Raw genomic sequence first — 18,939 nt, 5'->3', positions numbered from 1 at the left:
ATCCCCACGGGGACAAGAATAGCCGCGAACCGCTCTGCTCACGAGTGCCCAGATACGACAACCTGCGCAAGAATCTGCTCACGGATGCGCCTCCGTGCGTCGTGATCGGACGCGATCCCCGCTACGCGGACAATGTACTCCATCATCCCCTCATGCGGATCGATGTCATCGCCGGCACCACGTTTGGGGATGACCGAGTTCACGCCGTCGATGGCACTCAACGTATCGAGCCCCGAGACGCGGGTGATGCGCCGTAGTTCCATGTCGGGGAGCACGTACACCGAGTACCCCACATCCTCGGGCCTAGGAAGATCTCGATACGTCACGCGCTCGCCTAGCGCGATGCGCATAGCGACCTGGAAGATGTTAAGCCCGAATGCGTGTTCGAGGAGGTCTGGGAGAGCGCTGCCGCCTGGTCGAGGGTTGAGTTCGATGACGACAGGGCCTGTGTCCGTCACCTTCACCTCCACATGGAGAGCGCCGAATTCAACACCCAGTGCACGCACCGCCTCGGCGGCGACGTCGACCAGCTCATCGTGCAACTCATCCGAGACTTCTGCAGGAAAGAACAGCCCCGCTTCTCGAAACGGCTCGACGAGCGGATGTCGTCCTGTCACGCCAAGCACGCTGACGACACCGTGACTCACGAGTGTCTCCACCGACACGTAATAGGCGTTATCCACTCCGGTCAGCGATGTCGACGGGTCCGGGATGAACTCTTCGACCACCATCGGCTCTGGACCGGAAGACGCGACCAGAGCCTTCAGTGCGTCGGGTCCAGGCACACGAACCATGTCTCGGCTTGCGCGCCCGGAACGCGGCTTTGCGATCAGCGGATACGCGGCATGGTGTGCCACTCTGCCAAGGAGGGCCTCATCTCGCGCGAGCTCGCCCACATCCCAGAAGCCGGGCGTCCGTAATCCGTGATCGCGCAGAGATCGGCGTTGCTCCCATTTGTCCGACAGCGCCGCGGCTGTCCCGACACTGTGGTACGGCAACCGCAACAGTTCTGCGACCCGTGCAGTCCACGGAACGTTCGACTCGTAGAAAGCGACGATCCCACCCGGTGCGTGCCCCCGGATGGCCTCTGCAGCCTGTTCCTCAGACCGTCCGCACACGTCCACGACATCACCAGAACGCCGCAGAATGCGCACGTAACGCTTGGTTTCGACGTCGTCGCGAAGCGTCACCCACAGAGGTCGGCACACCCCTGCAGCCGCTTCCACGTATGTCAGCGGAAAGAACTCCCGCAGGGGACTGTCGAGCACGATGGCAAGGACTGGGAGCGCCGTATCCGAAGGCGATGTCGTCATTGCGCCAGTATGGCGGTTCAGGTCGGCGTTGTCTCGTCTACGATGATCCACAAGTGCCACCGGGAGACTGGAGACCCGCCAATGCTGAGTGCTTCATCAACGGTTCCCGCATGCGATTCGCGGCCCTGCGCGTGACGCCGTGAGCAACCTCCGCATCGCCGTACTCCATCACGCGCGTTCTTTTTTCCCCCTCGACCTCTTCGAACGAACGCGGCAGACGGCCGATCTCATCTGGGTACTTGACGATGCCTTCAGCGACGACACGATCACGCGCAGGCTTCTCAAGCGGCTGGGAATGGTCGTGGACATCGCTGGTCTGGACGACGATGCCGCCGCTGAAGCGATCGCTCTAGCCAGCCCCGACGGAATCCTGAGCTTCGTCGATGACCAGATTCCGCGTGCTGCCGCCCTCGCAAGCCGACTCGGGCTGAGATACCACACCCCGGAGCTCGCGCACGTACTCACCGACAAGGGAGAACAACGCGCCGTCCTCGGCACCGCGGGCGTGCCGCAACCGTGGTTCGTTTCCGTGCCGGCACACAGCTCGCGCGATGAGCTCGCCGTGGTGCCCCAACAGCTCGTCTTCCCCTGCGTTGTGAAACCGGCATCGGGGATGGCAAGCCGCGGCATCCGGCTCATCCACACCTCTGAGGAGTTTGTGGCACTCGCCGGGTCAGAGTCCGACCACGTCGTGGAGGAGTACCTCCGCGATCGCGACGGTCTCCCCCCATGGGCCGGCAGTTATCTGTCGGTTGAGACCGTCGTCGTGGGCGGCCGCCCCCGTCACATTGCCCTGACAGGCAGATTTCCCGTCGCTGCACCGTTTCGCGAGACAGGAAACTTCATTCCCGCCATCGCCGACGCCGACACGCGATCGCGCGTCATTGCACTGGCCGACGATGTCGTCAAGGCGCTCGGAGTGCAAGATTCCCTTCTGCACATCGAGATCAAGCTGACACCGTCCGGGCCGCGACTCATTGAGGTCAACGGTCGCTTGGGAGGACGCCCGGGATTCGTTCTCTCAGAAGTGAGCAACGTCAACCTCTTCGCCGTCGCTTGCAAGGTCGCCGCTGGTACGCCCGTTGATCTCGAGGATGTCGCGCCCGTTGACGGTGTTGGTTTCTGGCTCATGTTCCAACCCCCTATGAGCGCGACCTCGCTCGTCGCGACGGAAGGAGTCGACGAAGCAAGCCACTTAGACGGAGTGGGGCAGCTCGACCAGAAGCGATTCTCGGGACAGCCCGTCGACTGGCGTGAAGGCACGGACGGGCAGGTACTGACCGTCCATGGCGCGGTCAGCAACCATGACGACCTCGGCAGGTTGATCGCACAGTTGCACGATGTCATCCGTCTTGACTACGCCGAAACAACAGACGCTCTGGAGAGATGAAAAGATGAGCACCGACGAACGAGAACCGCTCTATATCCACACGCCCCGCTCGACCCGACGAGCTCGCATCGGCGTCGTGATCAAGCCCCACCACGCGACGTACCGCGAGCTTCGGGCCGCGGCTGTCGCTGCCGAAGAAGCCGGCGCTGATGTGCTCTTCGGCTGGGATCACTTCTTCCCTCTCATCGGAGACCCAGACGGGCCCAACTTCGAAGCCTGGTCATTGCTCGCCGCGTTCGCCGAAGTCACGCATCGTGCCGAACTCGGCATCCTCGTCGCAGCGAATGGCTATCGGAACCCCCACCTTCACGCCGACATGGCACGGACGGTCGATCACATCAGCGCGCGTGACGGCCGCGTGGGTCGGGTCATCCTCGGGATCGGTTCAGGATGGAGTGAACGCGACTTCGAGGAATACGGGTATGAATTCGGAACGGCGCCCGATCGGCTCCGCCAGCTGTCCCGCGATCTCCCGAGAATTAAAGACCGCTGGCAGAAGCTGAACCCTCCCCCCACGCGGAGGATACCGATTCTGATCGGCGGTGGCGGCGAGCAGGTGACGCTCCGCATCACCGCGCGTCACGCCGACATCTGGCACGGATCAGGAACGCCGGACACCATTGCGCACAAACATCAGATTCTCGATGAATGGTGCAGAAAAGAGGGACGTGACCCCGCCGACATACAGAGGAGCGCCGGAGTAAATCCGCGCCAGCCGATGTACCCGGAGCGGCTCAAAGACTATCCCGAGCACGCGCAGGCTCTCTACGACGTCGGAACGAGGCTTTTCATCGTCGGAATGGAATCCACTACAGGCTGGGATCTCGGGCCGATACAAGACTTGATCGCTTGGCGAGACAGTGTCAACGATGCCACTGGGTAGTCTTCATCGACGCAATCACGACCGATGAACTGCCGCCAGGAACTCGTTGCGTGACTCGGCATCCGGCACAGCAATGTGCAAGGGGTTTCGCCTGATCTGGGGTGCCGCCCGATGCCCGACGTTCATCATGTGTCCCCAGGCTTCCCTGGCATACGCTCGCGAGCTATCCCATCCTGCCGTACGTGTCGAAGTGAATAATGCTCTGTGAGTTCCAGTTTCGGCAAGTGGGCGAATCGGACCCGTCACCTTGTCTCTGCGACGCACGAGCTTTCGCCACCACGTCTCGCGGAACTCGTTCCGAAGGCCGAAAGAGTCGCCGGTGTCAAAGACGCTGGAGACGCGATCGAGCATGACACTCAAGACCAACTCCAGCTTGTTATCACGGGCGCGTTGGAGCACATCGCCCCGGACGTCACCTGCTGCCCTCGCCGCAAGCTCTACATCCTTGAGCCAGAGCAACCTGTGTGCTCCGGAATGCGCCGCGTGGTAAGCGAGGTGAAGAAGAGTATCGGCCGGATCGAGCGTTGCGAACTCCACATTCCCTGCCGTCACATGTTCTCGCCGCTCGAGGAGAGGCTGCATCGACCAGCTCAGCCGTTCACGGACCTGAGCCGAGTTCACAAGAGTCCAATGCACGTCAAGCTCGACGCCACGCGCGCTTATGAACGTCAACTCTCCCCGAAATTGACGTGCGATGAGCGGCCAATTCTGGTCGAGAAGCGAGTAACCTGCCGTGGCGAGTACCTCGATGACGTCTTCGAACCGTGATGCGTCGACGAGAAGATCGAGATCGTAATACTCGCGCATCTCAGGAGACGCCCACAGCGTGTGAGCCACGGCTGGGCCTTTGACTACGAGCCACGAGATGCCGGCGGCGCTGAGTACCTTCCCTGCCCGCTCGATCTCCGAGGTGATTGCCAGCTGGAGCAGCGTCTGCTCCAGGCGCACGCGTCGCAGTTCCTCCGCGAAGCTGCAAGGCAAATGGTGACGATGCACGAACCGTGCAAGAGAGGGAGTGACTCTGTGCGCGCGTGCTGCGTCGAGGAGTCCGTCGCTCAATTCGACATCAGAATTTTCAACACGAGGTTCTGATTGAAGATCAGAGTCCTGCAGTACTTGGACAAGTTGCTGTGCGTCGGTCACGATGTGGGCTGACTATCCAACCATGCCGAGAATGAACGGCTCACGTCGGCAGGGAACGGGGGGCCCCACGGAACATGGGCTATCACCACAGGGGTCGTTCTCGCGAGAGCGGTTGCGTGCTCAAACGATCGCGTGACAACGTCATCGTCGCGCCAACCCATGAGGCGCGGAAAAGAGAGGAGCGCAAACACTGCGTTGCGCCGGCTCAACCTTTCGAACCGCAATGGACTCCCGTCGCGCGTAGGGCTAGGAATGACGAGTGCGCGCAACGGCAGTGACTCTTCCTCCGAATACTGCGGGCTGAGCACGAGACGCTTATCCGCACTCGTCCGCACCTCGCGAGCCACAACAGTTGATGCGAGCTCCTCGGTACCGGGGCGCAACCGAAGCTCTCTTGACCCGCGGCGAACCGTTGGCTGATCCTCGGGAGAGTCAACGACGAGAACATCATCAGTGACTACTGACGCGCCCTCCGCGCAGAACATCGTCGCCGTTGTGGTCTTGCCCTGACCCGAATGCCCGATGAACGCTATCGCGCCTCCGGCCATTTCTACCGCGCTGCCATGCAGTACCGTCGCACCACGAAGGCAAAGCAGCAGAGAGAGGAGAGCGCCCGTTGTCATGACTGAATCCATTCCGACGGCTGCCCCTTTGTACATCGCCAGGTCGACCTGCCTCAAGTCAGACGAAATCGCGAAGTCGCAGATGCTCGGGATACGGAAGAAGAAGGTGCCGTCCTCAGCGCGAACGAGCTGATACCACTGGTTGTCTCCCGTCCAGTAATCCAAGAGCGTCGACCCGTTGGGCAATTTATCCCACTTCCCGAAAGCAGGTCTCGAAGCCACGACGACGTCTGGATCAGCATCCGTGCTGTCTCCCACTCCGTGGAGATCGAAGTCTGTCGCCAGAGTAAGTCCATACAGTTCGGTCTTCAGCACGGGTCTTCCTCACTCGGTTTCGCCAGGGCCATGTATTTTCGGGGACCATCCGGGTCCAGGCTCACCCCATCCACCTCGATCCAAGCATGTGCAGTGACCCTGCCTCGATCCTTTGCGACGCCAATTCGTAACAGCGGGTCGTGTGCGCGAAGGAAGTATCCGCCGACGATGGCTCGACGAAGACAGGTCCCGTTGAACGGACGTTGCCGAAGGACGCGCCAGGCGGTGTCGAGTTGCTCCTTCTCGCGCTCGCTGAGCGTCAAGGCAACTCCTGAATCGTTGAGGCACGGAGCCGCTGCGCCGTCCATCCCCACTCGAACTCTCCCGATGTGCGCAGCGCGCTGAACCCCGCCGCGTGCCAGCGCCATCTCTACTCGAACGGCGAGCAACACGGCTGTGAGCAAGTCTCCCCACCGTCGCGGAGGATACGACCCAACCGTCCGAAGACGCTGCCTAAGACCCATGTGGCACCAAAGGAAGGTTATTCTGAGCCAGCCACGCGGCATGCAAGTGCAATTCCGACAGCGACCCGGGACGCTCCGACATCCAGGTATCGCGCAATCGGTCGGAATCGATGAACCGCGCGGACACCCCTAACCCTGACCACGTCTGCACGAATTCTCGCTCCACGGGGCCCCAGCGCGTCTGATCGAAGGACGCCTTCGAACTTCTCGCCAGAACCGCGTCCGGAAGAAGTCCGGCGAACAAGGATCTCATCATTGCTGTGCGATCACCGAGCCCCACGAGCCCTCCGGCGCCACACAGCGCTGAGACAAATCGCGGATGCCCGAGAGGGTGTAACGGAATCAAGCCATTCGATGCGATCATTCCTGAGAGATTTGTGTCGACGAGTCTCGCCGGACGCGAGGCCACAACCGCTGCGAGCGCGCGCGACCAATTCAATGGTGCGATAGGCCACCGATAGGACGCAGCAATCTGCCGGCCCTCGCTCGTCAGCCACGGCAGGTCCTCTGCAAGCATGCGACCACTTTGCGCCGAGCGTTTACGATCATCGCTGATCCAGCGAAGAGCTCTCAGCGCCCTTCGGGGATGCCCCGTTCGCATTGCGTCGATCAGTGGAGTGATGCGGCGACCGGAAAGCACCATGTCACCGTTCTCGCCAGTCAGCAGCGAGCCCCCAGAGAGCGACTCGAATACCGATTGCCAGACATGCACCGCCGCCGGCCAAAGGAGGCCATTACGTCTGAGACTCCTCTGAGCGCCCTCTGACAGCCATGTCTGGTCATCTCCGAGCTCAAAGACGATCCGCTCGTTGACGTCCAGATACTCCAAGACGAGTTCCTGCCACTCCGTTTCGATCGAGTCCGGAGCGCCCGGGAACCGAACCGAGACCGGAATGGGGTCTTCGACGCCAATCCGTCGCGCTACAGCGACGGCAGTCGCGAGGATTCCTGAAGAGTCGCGTCCGCCCGAGAACAAGACATAGCAGGGCCCAGACTCGAGACGCTCGCGAATAAGCTCTTCGAGTGCGTGGCGCGGTGATTCTTTCTCTTCGGACCACGCGACGAGCGCGCCCGATGTGGAAGGTCGAGGGAAGGCGACGATGCGTTCGTCGTCATCAAGACGAATGAATTCGGTCATTGGCAAACCAGTCGCCGCCTGAGTAGTCAGACGGCGACTGGCATCCCTGGTCACTTCGAGCCGTTGGGCCCCGAAAAGTCCGGGAGGAACCAGTTGAATCCGTCGAACACCACTCGTTCATTCGGGTTCCCCAGCGTCGTGCTCGCGAACGAACCGACCACGCTGATCTTGGGTGCTTCGTATGCCATGTGTCTCTCCCCAGGAGATATAGGTGTAGCCGCAGAGAGGTTCCCAGCGGATGAGAGCACTCTAACAGTGGACTCATTCGCCGGCAAGAAGCGCCCGCAAGAATGCGCACCGCATCAGGACGGTAATCTCTTCACGTGGGGAACGATCCGTCATCGACGACGTCCAAGAGCCTGGGGCGGCTGTGGCGACTGGTGCGCTTCAGCCTGTCCCTCGTCTGGTCGGCGGCGCGCGCGCCCTTCATCTGGCTGATCACACTGCAGCTGTTCGGCGCCGGTCTATTGGCCGCACAGGTGCTCAGCGTCCAGTGGGTTCTGAACGGCATCCTCGCACTCGGCACGCCCGCGGCATCCATCCCCCAGCTCGTCGCCGGCGTCGCCGCGCTGGCACTGCTGACCGCCGGCAGCGCCGTCATCGGTTCGGTGCAGAGCTTTCTGAGCCGCTATGTCGGCGAGTCGGTGGCCCGTGCGATGTGGCAACGTCTCCTCGACGTGTCGACCGGCGTCGGGCTGAAGCAGTTCGAGTCGCCCGAGTTCTTCGACCGCCTGGAACGCGTGCGCACGAGCGCGCTAACTCAACCGTTCCAGGTCACGAACGGCGTGATCGCCGTGATCGGCGCGACAGTGACCGGCATAGCCCTCGCGGTCACCCTGGCCACTTTCAACCCTCTACTGCTCCCGCTGCTGCTACTCAGCGGCATCCCGATCATCTTCACGAGCCGTCGGGAGAGCCGGCTGGAGTTTCGCTTCAACGTCGCGCAGACCCAGCCACAGCGCCAGCGTGCCTACACCTCCCTGTTGCTCACGGGCCGCGACGAAGCCAAGGAAGTGCGCGCGTTCGGCCTCGCTCGCACGTTGCGCGCGAGGTTCAACGCTCTGTACGACCGGTACCTCGCCGACCTGAAGCGGCACCTGCGCCACCGCGCCGGTTACAACGTGACCGGTCAGCTCGTGTCGGCCATCGTGCTCGGGCTCACGCTCCTCGTCCTCGTTTGGCTGATCTCCAGCAACGGCCTCAGCGTTGCGACCGCCGGTGCCGCTCTGGTGGCCGTACGCTCACTCGCGACACAAGTTCAGGCGCTGGCGAGCGGCGTCCAGACGATCTTCGAGTCGGGTCTGTTCATCGATGACCTACAGGAGTTCATGACGCTGGCGCCGCAGCGCTCTGATGCAGAGACCACCGCCGATCCCTTCGACTTCGACAAGGTCATTGCTGACGACATCGCCTTCACCTACCCGGGGCGCACGGATCCTGCTGTCGACGGCGTGAGCATTCGCATCGGCAAAGGCGAGGTCGTCGCCCTTGTCGGCGAGAACGGCTCAGGGAAGACGACACTCGCCAAGATCATGGCGGGGCTGTATCCCGTCGACAGCGGCCGGATCTCCTGGGACGAGACAGACGCAAGAGACCTTCCGCCCGGAACCATCCGTGCCAGCACGGCAGTGATCTTCCAAGACTTCGTGCGCTATGCCATGGATGGGCGCACGAACATCGCTCTGGGTCGCGCTGATGCCAAACCCGATGAGGCACGCGTGTTCGAAGCCGCCCGAGCGTCGGGGGCCGACGACTTTCTCCGCGATCTCCCGGATGGTTACGACACACCGCTCACGCGGTGGTTCGACGGAGGTCACGATCTGTCGGGCGGGCAATGGCAGCGCGTCGCCATCGCGCGGGCGTTTTATCGTGATGCACCGCTCGTCGTTCTCGACGAGCCCTCATCAGCACTCGATCCGCGTGCCGAGTACGATCTCTTCTCGTCGTTGCGCAAGACGATCCGCGGCAAGTCGGCGCTGGTCATCTCGCACCGCTTCTCGACGGTGCGCAACGCCGACCGCATTTACGTCATGGACTCGGGCCGCATCGTCGAGAGCGGCTCGCACGACGAACTCATGGCACTCGATGGGGTGTACGCCGAACTCTTCACTCTGCAGGCGGCGGCGTACCTGCCTGAAGTCCGCGACGAGTGACGGCGCGCTCGGGCACCGCCACGCGCAAGACAATGACGGTGAGGGATGCCACAGCCACCGGCACCAGCACCGAGAACCCGAGGGCCACCCAGCCTCGCGACGGCGCACACACCATGACACTGGCAGCCACGGTCACTGCCGCCACGACCCAGACAAGGGGCGGTCGCCGGTTCATCGCCTGAGTAGCGGTTGGCACGCGGCCACGAGCGACAACCGGGGCAAACACGCCCACCAGCAACACTGCGCCGATCACGTCGCTCGCTCGGTGTGCGAACGTGATGACCGAGGCCGCAGCGAGAACCGCCACGGCGGCGACCATCGCGACCCTCGCCGCGCCCACGCTTCGTTCCCACGGCCACAGCCGCACGATGAGAACTGCCAACGCAAGTCCGACGACGACGTGGCGACTGGGGTATGAGTTCACGAAGTAGCCGAAGTCTCCGAGCAGCGGCCGCACGAAGACCGCGTCACGCAGAGGCCCGCTGCCGAGGATGAGAACGAGCGCCACTGCGACGCACACCGACGTGTCCACCCAGCGACGCTGCACCAGCCCCACGACAACAGCTGCCATCGCCATTACGGCGAGGAGCGCAGGGATGCCCGGTCGCAGGAACGTGAGCAGGGCAGTCAGCGCCGGCCCGCCGAAGAACGAGCGCCCCAGGCTGCGCGCGTCGATCTCCTGCCCGAAGGGCGTTAGCACGGCCAACGCATACAGCGCAACGAGAGCGAGCGCGAAGACAAGGCTCCAGAGCATAGAGCGCACGAGCCCTACGTGCCTCGCGCGGGCATTCGCCCGCTCAGGCGCGCGCACGCTCTTCCTCGACCACTGCACGGATGCGCGCGGTGAACCGGGCCTCGCTGAACGAGTCGGCGTGAGAGGTGATGGTTGCGGCACCCCACTTCCGCCCCACCAGTTCGTCGACGCCCGCCGCGATCGCCGCAGCGGTGGGCGCATCGAAGAAGGCGCCCGTGCGATGTTCAACGACCGTGTCGAGGTAGCCGCCGTCGCGCAGCGCGGCGGTGGGCTTGCCGAACGATGCCGCCTCGAGCGGCGAGAGCCCAAAGTCTTCATGGGATGCCGCGACGAGGCCGATGCTGTTCTCATACAGCCAGCGCAGCTGCGCGTCGCTGACCCGGCCCGCGAGCAGGGTCGATCCGACACGGCGCGCCCGCTCTTCAAGCCGAGCGCGCTCGGGCCCATCACCCACCACGACCAGCCCCATGCCCGGGACCTGCGCAACGGCGTCGATGACGGCGTCCACGTTCTTGTAGGGGAGCAGTCGCGCGACACAAAGCACGAAGGGCTCGGAGACTCCCACCACCGGTTCGGACGCTCCCTCGGCCGCGAGCGGCGCGGGTGGCGGCGCGAGCACCTCGGCGTCGATGCCGTAGACCTCGCGCACCGCCTCGCGGATCACCGTCGAGTTCACCAGGTACCGGTCCGCGGAGCGAGCCGCGCGCTGGTCCCACTCGCGCAGGCCCGGCCCCAGCATCCGCACCACCGCATTCACGGCCCCCGAACGGGCACCATCGCCGGCGTACCGGTTGGTCTGGTACAGCCACCGGGCGGGAGCATGGCAGTACACGACCTTGCGACCAGTGGTCGGGATGCCGTGGGCCCAGCCGCTGGAGCTGGCCACCAGCACCTCCGCCTCGATCGGATAGCGGTCCACAGCCCGAGCCAGAAACGGCAGAGCGAGCCTGTGGTGCCTGCGCAGCACACCCCACCGGTTGATGGGCATCGCACGCACGTCGACGTCGGCGAACTCGGGGAACGTCGTCGGCGGATGGTACAGCGTCGTGTGCAGTGCCGCATCCGGAAACGCCCGCGAGAGCGAAAGCGCAACGCGCTCGGCGCCGCCGCGCTGCGTCACGTAATCGTGTGCGAGCGCGACCGACGAAGGCTCCCCAGTCCCCATTCCGTCAGCCTACCGGCCTGATCAAGGTCGGCGCGGGACACGTGCGGGTGACCGACGGCAACATGCGGAAAACTGACCGGTCACAACTCCCCCGGCGTCGCGGCTTGGGCGTCGATCTCCTCGACGACCTCGCGCACGCGCGAGCGGGCGCCGGCCTTGCGGGGTGCGTAGACGACCAACGAGTGGAACATGAACCGCACCACGAACGCCACGATCAGGGTCAGCCCTGCGGCGATGACGCTCGAGATGTGCCACGTGTTCACCAGCAGCGCTATCACGGGGATGCGCACCAGCGCCTCGATGTTGTTGAACGCGAACGACTTGGCGAACCGCGACCAGACACCCGCGGCATCCGACCGCATGTCTTGGAAGACGAACCGTTCCTGCAGCAGGAAGTTTCCGACGATTGTCACTTCGGCGCCGATGATCGCGGCGGGGATGTAGTTCATCCCCAGCTGGATCAGCGCCCACATGATGACGAGGTTCACCACCGCGCCCAACGCGCCGATCAGTGCGAACAGCGACATCTTGCCGAACCGCAGCCCGGTCAGCTGCACGAGAAAGTTCACGCCCTGCCGCACTGACGCCTTCGACTCTCCCGCGAACCGGTCCGCGAAGTGGAACGGCACCTCCACCACCCGCACACTCTTGCGCGCGAGCATTTCGAGCAGGATCTTGAACCCGCGCGGGTGCAACCCCTCCAGGTCGATACGCGTGCGGTCCACGACGAAGAACCCGGTCATCGGGTCCGTGACCCCGCGCAACCGGATCGGGAACATCGCCCGCGTCAACAGGGTCGACAGCTTCGACACCCACACCCGCGTGCGATCGGCCAGCCCGCGCGCCGACCCGCTGACCATGTACCGCGACGCCACGACCACATCGGCGTCGCCGACACCGAAACGTCCGAACAGCGCCGGGATGTCTTCGGGGGGATGCTGCAGATCACCGTCCATGACCAGACAGACGTCGGAATCCGCGATCTTCATGCCCTCGACCACCGCACCGCCCAGGCCGCCGGTGGGCGTATCGCGGTGGATCATCCGGACGGGAAGAGGAGCGGATGCCGCCACGTCGGCGATCGCGGCGGGCGTGGCATCCACACTGTCGTCGACGAAGATGATCTCGGTCTCGATCCCCCGCACCGCGTCGGCCACGCGACGCACGAGCTCTGCCACGTTGGGCGCCTCGTTGTAGGTCGGGACGATGATCGACAGCTGCATGGGTCTTCCGGTTCGGTGGCCGCGGCGGGCGCGGTTGTTCCATCGTCGCACGCTCACCTGGAGGATTTCCGGGGTGTGGGCGACTCCATAGGAGCCGCGTGCCGATCATTGAGCGAGCGTCGAAGACTCCCGGTCGTTGAGCGAGGGTCGAAGACCTGGTCGTTGAGCGAGCGAGCGCAGCGAGCGAGTCGAAACGGGTCGGGCTTTCGTTTCGACTCGCTTCGCTCGCTCAACGACCGGACATCAGGCCGGCAGCACCCCCGCCGCCCGCGCCGGCGCGGCGTACGCCTCGGCGAGTGTCGCCACGGTGTCGTGCGCATTCAGTCCGCTGGGGTTCGGCACGACCCAGAGCTCGGCGCCACCGAGGGCCTCAGGCTGCCTGCCGGCGGCGGCCTTCGCCCGCCCGAACCCTTGGCGATACGCGGTGAGGCCCACGACCGCGACGACGGCGGGATGCCATCGCTCAATGTCGCCCTCGAGGCGGCGGGCGCCCTCCCGCAGTTCGTCGCGGCTCAGCTCATCGGCCCGGGCAGTGGCGCGGCGCACGAGGTTGGAGATGCCGATCCCGGCGTCGAAGAACATGCGCCGGTCGACATCGGGCATTCCTTCCACGCCAATCTCGGGCACGCGCGGAATGACGCCGGCCCGCACGAGCGCCGGGTAGAAGCGGTTGCCGGGGTGCGCGAACGGCACCCCGGTCGCCGCCGTCCACAGTCCGGGGTTTATGCCCACGAAGATCAGCCGCGGATACTCGGGGACGAAGTCCGGGATGCCGCGGCCGCGGTACGACTCGAGTTCGGCGCGTGTGAAACCCACGTGTACCAGTCTCGCCCGATCTCAGTCGGGCACGACGACGGCGCGCTCCGCGCCCCGATACGCCCACGCCTCGGCGACCTGCGACAGAGCGAAGGCGCGCACCGGCACCACGACCTCGCCGTCGGCGACGCGCTGCACGAAACCGGGCAGCTGCTTCATGAGCTCGGCGACCGGAGTCGACCCGGCCCCCGCGCCGCGCACGACGATGCGGCGACTGCGCAGCAGCGCGCCGGGCAGTGCCGCGGTAGCACCCGCCATCGTGCCGATCTGTACGTGCACGATGTCGGCCTCATCGTCGTGCAGGCCGCGGCGCGAGAGCGCCTGCCAGACCGCCTCGGCGGGCTCGCCCCACGCGAAGTCGACCACGATGCTCGGCGACGTGCCGTCGAGGGCTCGGGCGATGGCCTCGGGCCCGTCGGCGAGCGCGACCGGCACGCCCCCGAGCGCGCCGATCTCGTCGAGCCGCTCGGGATTGCGGCCGACGCCGACGACATGGTCGGCGCCGAGCGCGAACGCGTTCTGCACGGCGATGCGGCCGGCCACACCCGTGGCGCCGACGATGAGCACGGTGCCGAGCGCCTGGACCTCGCCCGTGCGGGCCAGGAGTGGCATCCACGAACTCATACCGGGGTTGAGCCCGCCCGCGACGGCGATCGGGTCGGCGCCGTCGGGCAGCGGCACGCCGAACCGCGCCGCGACCTGCTCGGCCATCGTGCCCCAGGGAGCCCGGATGAGCCCCGTGTACCGCGCGACGCCATCATCGCCGATCGCGACGGCGTCGACCCCGGGCACGAGCGGATATGTGCCCCCGCTGGCGTAGTGCCGCCCACTCGCCATTCCCCGGACGACGGGGTGGATGCCGGCGGCGACGACCCGCATCAGCTGCTCGCCCTCGGCGGGCTCCGGCACGGCGAAGTCGTCATAACGCGGGGCCGCTCCTGCGGCGTCGATGACTGCAGCCTTCATGATCTCTCCTTAACGTTGTTAAACGATGTGGCCATCTTCCCTTAACGCCGTTAAGCTGTCAACCATGGCGAAAGGCATCACCCGCGACGCGATCGTCGACGCCGCGCTGGCCGTGCTCGACGACGTCGGCATGGACGGCCTCACCGTCCGGGCCGTCGCGGCACGCCTCGACGTGAAGGCGCCGGCGCTCTACTGGCACGTGCGCGACAAGAAGGCCCTCCTCGACGAGATGGGCACCCGCGTGTGGACCGAGATCGGGCGCGCGGTGCCGCTGATGGGCGACGCTCCCGGGAATAAGGACGCGGCCCGCGCGGGGGCCGGCGATGCACGCGCGGATGGCGCGGGCACGGCGGCCGCGGCATCCACCCCCTCTGTCGAGGGCTGGCGCGACGCCCTCGAGCAGTACGCACACGCCACCCGCCGCGGGCTGCTCGCGCACCGCGACGGCGCGCGCGCTTTCAGCGGCACCGCCCTCACCGACGCGTCGCTCCTGCGCGGGCAGGAGGCGGGGCTGGCCTGGATGGAGCAGCAGGGCTTCACCGTCGAGGCGTCGACCGATGCCGTTTCGATCCTCACGGCGTTCACCGTCGGCAGCTGCATCGAAGAGCAGGAGCGCGCGCAGGCGCCCGCCGGAACCTACGACATCGAGAAGCGGGATGCCGCGGTCGACGCGGCAGCGCACCCGCGCGTGGCCGCGTCCGGACGATACGGCTATGCCACCGCCGCCGGGGAGCGCTTCGCCACGCAGTTGTCGGTGGTGCTCGACAGCATCGCGTCGCTGCGCTCAGCGTCTCCCCTGCTGTGAGCTGGGAGAATGGAGACATGACTTCTCCGATCAAGATGTTCGGCGCCGAATGGTGCCGTGACTGCCGCCGCACCAAGAAGCAGCTCGACGAACTCGGTATCGAGTACGACTACATCGACCTCGTCGTCGACCCCTCGGCCGCCGACGTCGCCGAAGAGATCTCGGGCCGCAAGAACATCCCCGTCGTGGTGTACCCCGACGCCTCGCACCAGGTCGAGCCGTCGAACGCCGACGTCGAGGCCAAGCTGCGCGAGCTTTCGCTGATCTGACGCGCTGCCGCGGTCGCCCGCGCAGCCCGCGCGCCCTCGGCCGCCGGCTCGCGCTCGCGTGTCCGCTCGCTCTGGCCTGCCCGTCCGCTCTGGCCTGCCCGCCCGCGCTCGCCTGTCCCCTCGCCTGTGTGAACGGGAAGTTCAATGAGGTTTTGAGCGAGTGTCGGTCGCCACCGGGCATTCCGCTGCTCACCGCTGCCGCGGCATCCACCCCTCCGGCGAGCGCGCATAGGCTGGACGACGTGGACGAAGGCGTCGAGCGCAACACGAGAACAATCGAAGAGACGGTCATCACGGACTTTGAAGACCGGATGACCTACAGCGGATACCTGGAGCTGGGCACGCTGCTGCAGGCGCAGCATCCCCTCAGCTCTCCCGAGCATCATGATGAGCTGCTGTTCATCATCCAGCACCAGACGACCGAGCTGTGGCTGAAGCTGATCCTGCACGAGCTGGGCGCGGCATGCGCGCATCTGCGCGCCGACGAGCTCGGCCACGCGCTGAAGTGCATAGCGCGGGTCAAGCACATCCAGAAGACGATCACCGATCAGTGGTCGGTGCTGGCGACGCTCACGCCCACCGAGTACTCGCAGTTCCGCGGCATCCTGGGCAATGCCAGCGGCTTCCAGTCGGCGCAGTACCGCGCGGTCGAGTTCACGCTGGGCAACAAGCACGCGGGGATGCTGCGCGTCTTCGAATCCGACCCCGCGAACCTCGCGCTGGTCACGGCGGCGCTGGAGGCGCCGAGCCTGTACGACGAGTTCCTGCGGCTGCTCGCGCGTGCCGGCCATGCCGTTCCGCAGGCGGTGCTCGAGCGCGACGTGACCAAGGCGTGGGAGTTCACGCCCGAACTGGTGCCGCTGTTCGCGGCGATCTACGCCGACGCCGATGCGCACTGGGCCGAATACGAGACGTGCGAAGAGCTTGTCGACCTGGAAGACAATTTCCAGCTGTGGCGCTTCCGGCATCTGAAGACCGTGGAGCGCATCATCGGATACAAGCGGGGCACCGGCGGGTCCAGCGGCGTGAGCTTTCTCAAGCGCGCGCTCGACCTGACGTTCTTCCCCGAGCTGTACGCGGTGCGCACCGAGATCGGGAGATGACCATGCCGCACGTCGATCCGGAGCGCCTCGCCGCGCTCCTGGGACCGCACGCCCACACCTGCCGTCGGGCGATCACCGGGCAAGAGGGTATTGCTCTGCCCGCCTTCATGGACCACCACCTGCACCTGCACCTGGTGAATGAGCACGCCCTGCCCGCACGCGGAATCGCGGCGGCGCTCGATCTCGGCGGTGACCCCGCGTACTTCGCGCGTCGCCCCAAGCGCGGTATTCCGTACGTGGCATACGCCGGTGCGTTCCTGACGGTGCCGGGCGGTTACCCGACGTTCCAGCCCTGGGCACCGGCCCAGATCGTGCACATGGTGACCTCGGCCTCGGCCGATCCGGGAGTGTCGGGCGGCGCCCGCACGAGCGTGGACGAGATGGCGGATGCCGGAGCCGCCGTCATCAAGGTCGCACTGAACTCCGCGGCCGGGCCCGTCTTCGACCGCCCCACGCTCGACGCCGTGATCGCTGCCGCGCACGCGCGCTCGCTGCCGGTGGTCGCGCACGTGGAGGGCGACGGGATGGCCGAGCTGGCGGTGGATGCCGGAGCCGACACGATAGCGCACACGCCGTTCACTGAGCGGGTCGACGAAGAGCTGATCGCCCGTGCGGTCGATGCCGGGCAGCGCTGGATCTCGACGCTCACCATCAACGAGGACCCGGCCATCGCCATCGAGAATCTCGGCCGCTTCGCAGCGGCCGGCGGTACCGTGCTGTACGGCACCGACCTGGGCAATGGGCCGCGCGGCGCGGGCCTGCTCGTCGAAGAACTGCACGCGCTGCACGAGGCCGGCGTGCGGGGACCCGCGCTCGTGACGGCGCTCACCGATCCCTGGCCTCTGCCGCACCCTGAGACCGGGGTCGCCACGTTCGTGTCCGGTCCCCCGCCCGCCGACGAGGCCGCGATCCCGGAGTGGCTCGGCGCGGCGACTGTCGTACCCACCGAGGAGCTGACGCCCCATGAGCCCTGACCTTCTCGACGCCCGCCTCGCCGACGCACGGGCCGAGGCATCCACCCTCGACGCCGCCGACCCGCTGCGCGCGCACCGCTCGCTGTTCGTCGGGTCGGAGACGTCACTGGTCTACTTCGACGGCAACTCACTGGGAAGGCCGCTGCGCGCGACGGCCGAATCGGTGGGCGCGTTCGTGCGCGATGAATGGGGCGGGCGGCTCATCCGCGGGTGGGATGAGCGCTGGATGAGTCAGCCGTTCGAGCTCGGCGACCTGCTCGGGCGCGTCGCGCTGGGCGCGGCGCCCGCGCAGACGGTCATCGGCGACTCCACGACCGTGCTGCTGTACAAACTGCTGCGCGCGGCGTTCGACCACGCACACGCAGTCGATCCGGAGCGTGTGGAGATCGTGGTCGATCGCGACAACTTTCCCACCGACCGTTTTCTGGTCGAGGGCGTCGCCGCCGAGCGCGGCGGGCGCGTGCGCTGGATCGAGGCGCCGCGTGACGGCGGCGTGACCGCTGATCTGCTCGCGTCGGCGCTGGGCCCGTCGACCGCCGTCGTGCTACTCAGCCACGTCGCATACCGGTCGGGACATATGGCGGATGCCGCCGCCCTGACCGGGCTCGCGCATGACGCCGGGGCGCTCATCGTGTGGGACCTCTGCCACTCCGCCGGATCGGTTCCCGTGCAGGCCGACGCGTGGGGTTTCGACCTCGCGGTGGGCTGCACGTACAAGTACCTGGGCGGCGGTCCGGGGTCGCCCGCGTTCGCATATGTCGCGACGCGGTGGCAGGACGTGCTGACCCAGCCGATCCAAGGCTGGATGGGCGCGGCCGACGTGTTCGCGATGGGCCCGGAGTACGAGCCGGCGCCGGGAGTGCGCCGCTTTCTGTCGGGCACGCCCCCGATCACCGGCATGCTCGCCCTGCGCGACACGCTGCCGCTGCTGGGCGAGGTCGGCATCGACGCCGTGCGCGCGAAGTCGGTCGCCCTGACCTCATTCGCCGTGCGTCTGGCCGACACGCTGCTGCCGGGGGTGTCGGTGGCATCGCCGCGGGATGCCGCGGCCCGGGGCGGCCACGTCACACTGACACATCCGGCCATGCGCGAAGTCACGGCGCGGCTGTGGGAGCAGGACGTGATCCCCGACTACCGCGACCCGGGCGGGCTGCGCATGGGGCTCTCGCCGCTGTCGACCTCGTTCGCCGAGGTCGTCGAAGGGGTCGTCGCGATCGCCGGGGCGTTGGAGGCCGTCGCTCTCGGCCGTTGAGCGAGGAGCGCTTTCTTCAGTTGTCACAGATGACCGTTTTGGTCGCGCAGAACGGTCATCTGTGACGACTGAAATTCTTGGGCGCGGTTCCGTCGTCACAGATGACCGTCTTCTTCGCGTGAAGCGGTAATCCGTGACGACTGAAGCTCTGGGGCGGCAGAGCGCAGCGACGAGTCGAAACACTCCGCCG

At 66.0% G+C, this 18,939-nt stretch carries 19 protein-coding genes; 8 read left to right on the top strand and 11 right to left on the bottom strand.

Features of this window, described 5'->3' with window-relative positions; all coding sequences use genetic code 11:
- Nucleotides 1–38 precede the first annotated feature (38 nt).
- On the bottom strand, nt 39–1,313 hold the full coding sequence (locus PU630_RS01020) for an ATP-grasp domain-containing protein (RefSeq protein ID WP_275278498.1): 1,275 nt from the start codon (nt 1,311–1,313) through the stop codon (nt 39–41).
- Between the two features lie 139 nt (nt 1,314–1,452).
- On the opposite strand from PU630_RS01020, the gene PU630_RS01015 reads away from it, so the two are divergent.
- Together PU630_RS01015 and PU630_RS01010 are read left to right on the top strand one after the other, a co-directional pair.
- Nucleotides 1,453–2,703 carry an ATP-grasp domain-containing protein gene (locus tag PU630_RS01015; RefSeq protein ID WP_275278497.1) on the top strand — a complete coding sequence of 417 codons (1,251 nt, stop codon included), beginning with the start codon at nt 1,453–1,455 and terminating at the stop codon, nt 2,701–2,703.
- A 4-nt stretch (nt 2,704–2,707) separates the two neighbouring features.
- On the top strand, nt 2,708–3,586 hold the full coding sequence (locus PU630_RS01010; protein ID WP_275278496.1) for an LLM class F420-dependent oxidoreductase: 879 nt from the start codon (nt 2,708–2,710) through the stop codon (nt 3,584–3,586).
- A gap of 15 nt (nt 3,587–3,601) precedes the next feature.
- On the opposite strand, the gene PU630_RS01005 is transcribed toward PU630_RS01010, so the two are convergent.
- The 5 genes from PU630_RS01005 to PU630_RS00990 all read right to left on the bottom strand — a co-directional run bounded on the left by PU630_RS01005 (nt 3,602) and on the right by PU630_RS00990 (nt 7,457).
- On the bottom strand, nt 3,602–4,729 hold the full coding sequence (locus PU630_RS01005) for a nucleotidyltransferase family protein (RefSeq protein WP_275278495.1): 1,128 nt from the start codon (nt 4,727–4,729) through the stop codon (nt 3,602–3,604).
- The gene (locus PU630_RS01000; protein ID WP_275278494.1) at nt 4,726–5,667 is read right to left on the bottom strand and encodes a hypothetical protein; all 942 of its coding nucleotides are present in this window, start codon (nt 5,665–5,667) and stop codon (nt 4,726–4,728) included. The genes PU630_RS01005 and PU630_RS01000 overlap by 4 nt, the downstream gene beginning before the upstream one ends.
- Nucleotides 5,661–6,035: a lasso peptide biosynthesis B2 protein gene (locus PU630_RS17405; protein ID WP_428982019.1), complete on the bottom strand. Its 375-nt coding sequence runs from the start codon at nt 6,033–6,035 to the stop codon at nt 5,661–5,663. The genes PU630_RS01000 and PU630_RS17405 overlap by 7 nt, the downstream gene beginning before the upstream one ends.
- Before the next feature lie 85 nt (nt 6,036–6,120).
- A complete protein-coding gene (locus PU630_RS00995; RefSeq protein ID WP_275278493.1) occupies nt 6,121–7,269 on the bottom strand; it encodes an asparagine synthase-related protein in 1,149 nt (382 codons plus the stop codon).
- 50 nt (nt 7,270–7,319) lie between these two features.
- Entirely contained in the window at nt 7,320–7,457 is a 138-nt protein-coding gene (locus tag PU630_RS00990) for a lasso RiPP family leader peptide-containing protein (RefSeq protein WP_275278492.1), read from the bottom strand.
- 135 nt (nt 7,458–7,592) lie between these two features.
- Between PU630_RS00990 and PU630_RS00985 the strand changes: the two genes are divergently transcribed.
- Nucleotides 7,593–9,422 carry an ABC transporter ATP-binding protein gene (locus PU630_RS00985; RefSeq protein ID WP_275278491.1) on the top strand — a complete coding sequence of 610 codons (1,830 nt, stop codon included), beginning with the start codon at nt 7,593–7,595 and terminating at the stop codon, nt 9,420–9,422.
- Here the strand turns inward: PU630_RS00985 and PU630_RS00980 are convergent.
- The 5 genes from PU630_RS00980 to PU630_RS00960 form a co-directional block, all read right to left on the bottom strand.
- Nucleotides 9,376–10,176, bottom strand: coding sequence for a hypothetical protein (locus PU630_RS00980; protein ID WP_275278490.1), 801 nt, complete (start codon nt 10,174–10,176; stop codon nt 9,376–9,378). The genes PU630_RS00985 and PU630_RS00980 overlap by 47 nt on opposite strands.
- Nucleotides 10,177–10,219: 43 nt before the next feature.
- Complete coding sequence (locus PU630_RS00975) at nt 10,220–11,341, bottom strand: glycosyltransferase (RefSeq protein ID WP_275278489.1); 1,122 nt, start codon at nt 11,339–11,341, stop codon at nt 10,220–10,222.
- An 80-nt stretch (nt 11,342–11,421) separates the two neighbouring features.
- Nucleotides 11,422–12,564, bottom strand: coding sequence for a glycosyltransferase (locus tag PU630_RS00970; protein ID WP_275278488.1), 1,143 nt, complete (start codon nt 12,562–12,564; stop codon nt 11,422–11,424).
- A 243-nt stretch (nt 12,565–12,807) separates the two neighbouring features.
- Nucleotides 12,808–13,380, bottom strand: coding sequence for a mismatch-specific DNA-glycosylase (locus tag PU630_RS00965; RefSeq protein WP_275278487.1), 573 nt, complete (start codon nt 13,378–13,380; stop codon nt 12,808–12,810).
- A gap of 21 nt (nt 13,381–13,401) precedes the next feature.
- Nucleotides 13,402–14,346, bottom strand: a complete 945-nt coding sequence (locus PU630_RS00960; protein ID WP_275278486.1) for a quinone oxidoreductase family protein — start codon at nt 14,344–14,346, stop codon at nt 13,402–13,404.
- A gap of 64 nt (nt 14,347–14,410) precedes the next feature.
- Between PU630_RS00960 and PU630_RS00955 the strand changes: the two genes are divergently transcribed.
- The 5 genes from PU630_RS00955 to PU630_RS00935 all read left to right on the top strand — a co-directional run bounded on the left by PU630_RS00955 (nt 14,411) and on the right by PU630_RS00935 (nt 18,749).
- Nucleotides 14,411–15,151, top strand: coding sequence for a TetR/AcrR family transcriptional regulator C-terminal domain-containing protein (locus tag PU630_RS00955; RefSeq protein ID WP_275278485.1), 741 nt, complete (start codon nt 14,411–14,413; stop codon nt 15,149–15,151).
- A gap of 17 nt (nt 15,152–15,168) precedes the next feature.
- A complete protein-coding gene (locus tag PU630_RS00950) occupies nt 15,169–15,420 on the top strand; it encodes a glutaredoxin domain-containing protein (RefSeq protein WP_275278484.1) in 252 nt (83 codons plus the stop codon).
- A gap of 242 nt (nt 15,421–15,662) precedes the next feature.
- On the top strand, nt 15,663–16,523 hold the full coding sequence (gene kynA / locus PU630_RS00945; RefSeq protein WP_275278483.1) for a tryptophan 2,3-dioxygenase: 861 nt from the start codon (nt 15,663–15,665) through the stop codon (nt 16,521–16,523).
- The gene (locus tag PU630_RS00940; protein WP_275278482.1) at nt 16,520–17,497 is read left to right on the top strand and encodes an amidohydrolase family protein; all 978 of its coding nucleotides are present in this window, start codon (nt 16,520–16,522) and stop codon (nt 17,495–17,497) included. Before kynA ends, PU630_RS00940 begins: the two co-directional genes overlap by 4 nt.
- Nucleotides 17,487–18,749, top strand: coding sequence for a kynureninase (locus tag PU630_RS00935; RefSeq protein ID WP_275278481.1), 1,263 nt, complete (start codon nt 17,487–17,489; stop codon nt 18,747–18,749). The genes PU630_RS00940 and PU630_RS00935 overlap by 11 nt, the downstream gene beginning before the upstream one ends.
- The last annotated feature ends 190 nt before the right edge of the window (nt 18,750–18,939 follow it).

Origin of the sequence: Microbacterium horticulturae (genome assembly GCF_029094505.1) — a bacterium.
Taxonomy (GTDB): domain Bacteria; phylum Actinomycetota; class Actinomycetes; order Actinomycetales; family Microbacteriaceae; genus Microbacterium; species Microbacterium horticulturae.
This window is presented reverse-complemented; position numbering and strand designations above follow the sequence as displayed.

Coding starts and splice junctions, on each gene's coding strand:
- PU630_RS00960 (WP_275278486.1), bottom strand. CDS start 14,346: ATGAAGGCTGCAGTCATCGACGCCGCAGGAGCGGCCCCGCGTTATGAC.
- PU630_RS00955 (WP_275278485.1), top strand. CDS start 14,411: ATGGCGAAAGGCATCACCCGCGACGCGATCGTCGACGCCGCGCTGGCC.
- PU630_RS00950 (WP_275278484.1), top strand. CDS start 15,169: ATGACTTCTCCGATCAAGATGTTCGGCGCCGAATGGTGCCGTGACTGC.
- PU630_RS00940 (WP_275278482.1), top strand. CDS start 16,520: ATGACCATGCCGCACGTCGATCCGGAGCGCCTCGCCGCGCTCCTGGGA.
- PU630_RS17405 (WP_428982019.1), bottom strand. CDS start 6,035: ATGGCGCTGGCACGCGGCGGGGTTCAGCGCGCTGCGCACATCGGGAGA.
- PU630_RS00970 (WP_275278488.1), bottom strand. CDS start 12,564: ATGCAGCTGTCGATCATCGTCCCGACCTACAACGAGGCGCCCAACGTG.
- PU630_RS00935 (WP_275278481.1), top strand. CDS start 17,487: ATGAGCCCTGACCTTCTCGACGCCCGCCTCGCCGACGCACGGGCCGAG.
- PU630_RS01010 (WP_275278496.1), top strand. CDS start 2,708: ATGAGCACCGACGAACGAGAACCGCTCTATATCCACACGCCCCGCTCG.
- PU630_RS00990 (WP_275278492.1), bottom strand. CDS start 7,457: ATGGCATACGAAGCACCCAAGATCAGCGTGGTCGGTTCGTTCGCGAGC.
- PU630_RS00995 (WP_275278493.1), bottom strand. CDS start 7,269: ATGACCGAATTCATTCGTCTTGATGACGACGAACGCATCGTCGCCTTC.
- PU630_RS00975 (WP_275278489.1), bottom strand. CDS start 11,341: ATGGGGACTGGGGAGCCTTCGTCGGTCGCGCTCGCACACGATTACGTG.
- PU630_RS00980 (WP_275278490.1), bottom strand. CDS start 10,176: ATGCTCTGGAGCCTTGTCTTCGCGCTCGCTCTCGTTGCGCTGTATGCG.
- PU630_RS01020 (WP_275278498.1), bottom strand. CDS start 1,313: ATGACGACATCGCCTTCGGATACGGCGCTCCCAGTCCTTGCCATCGTG.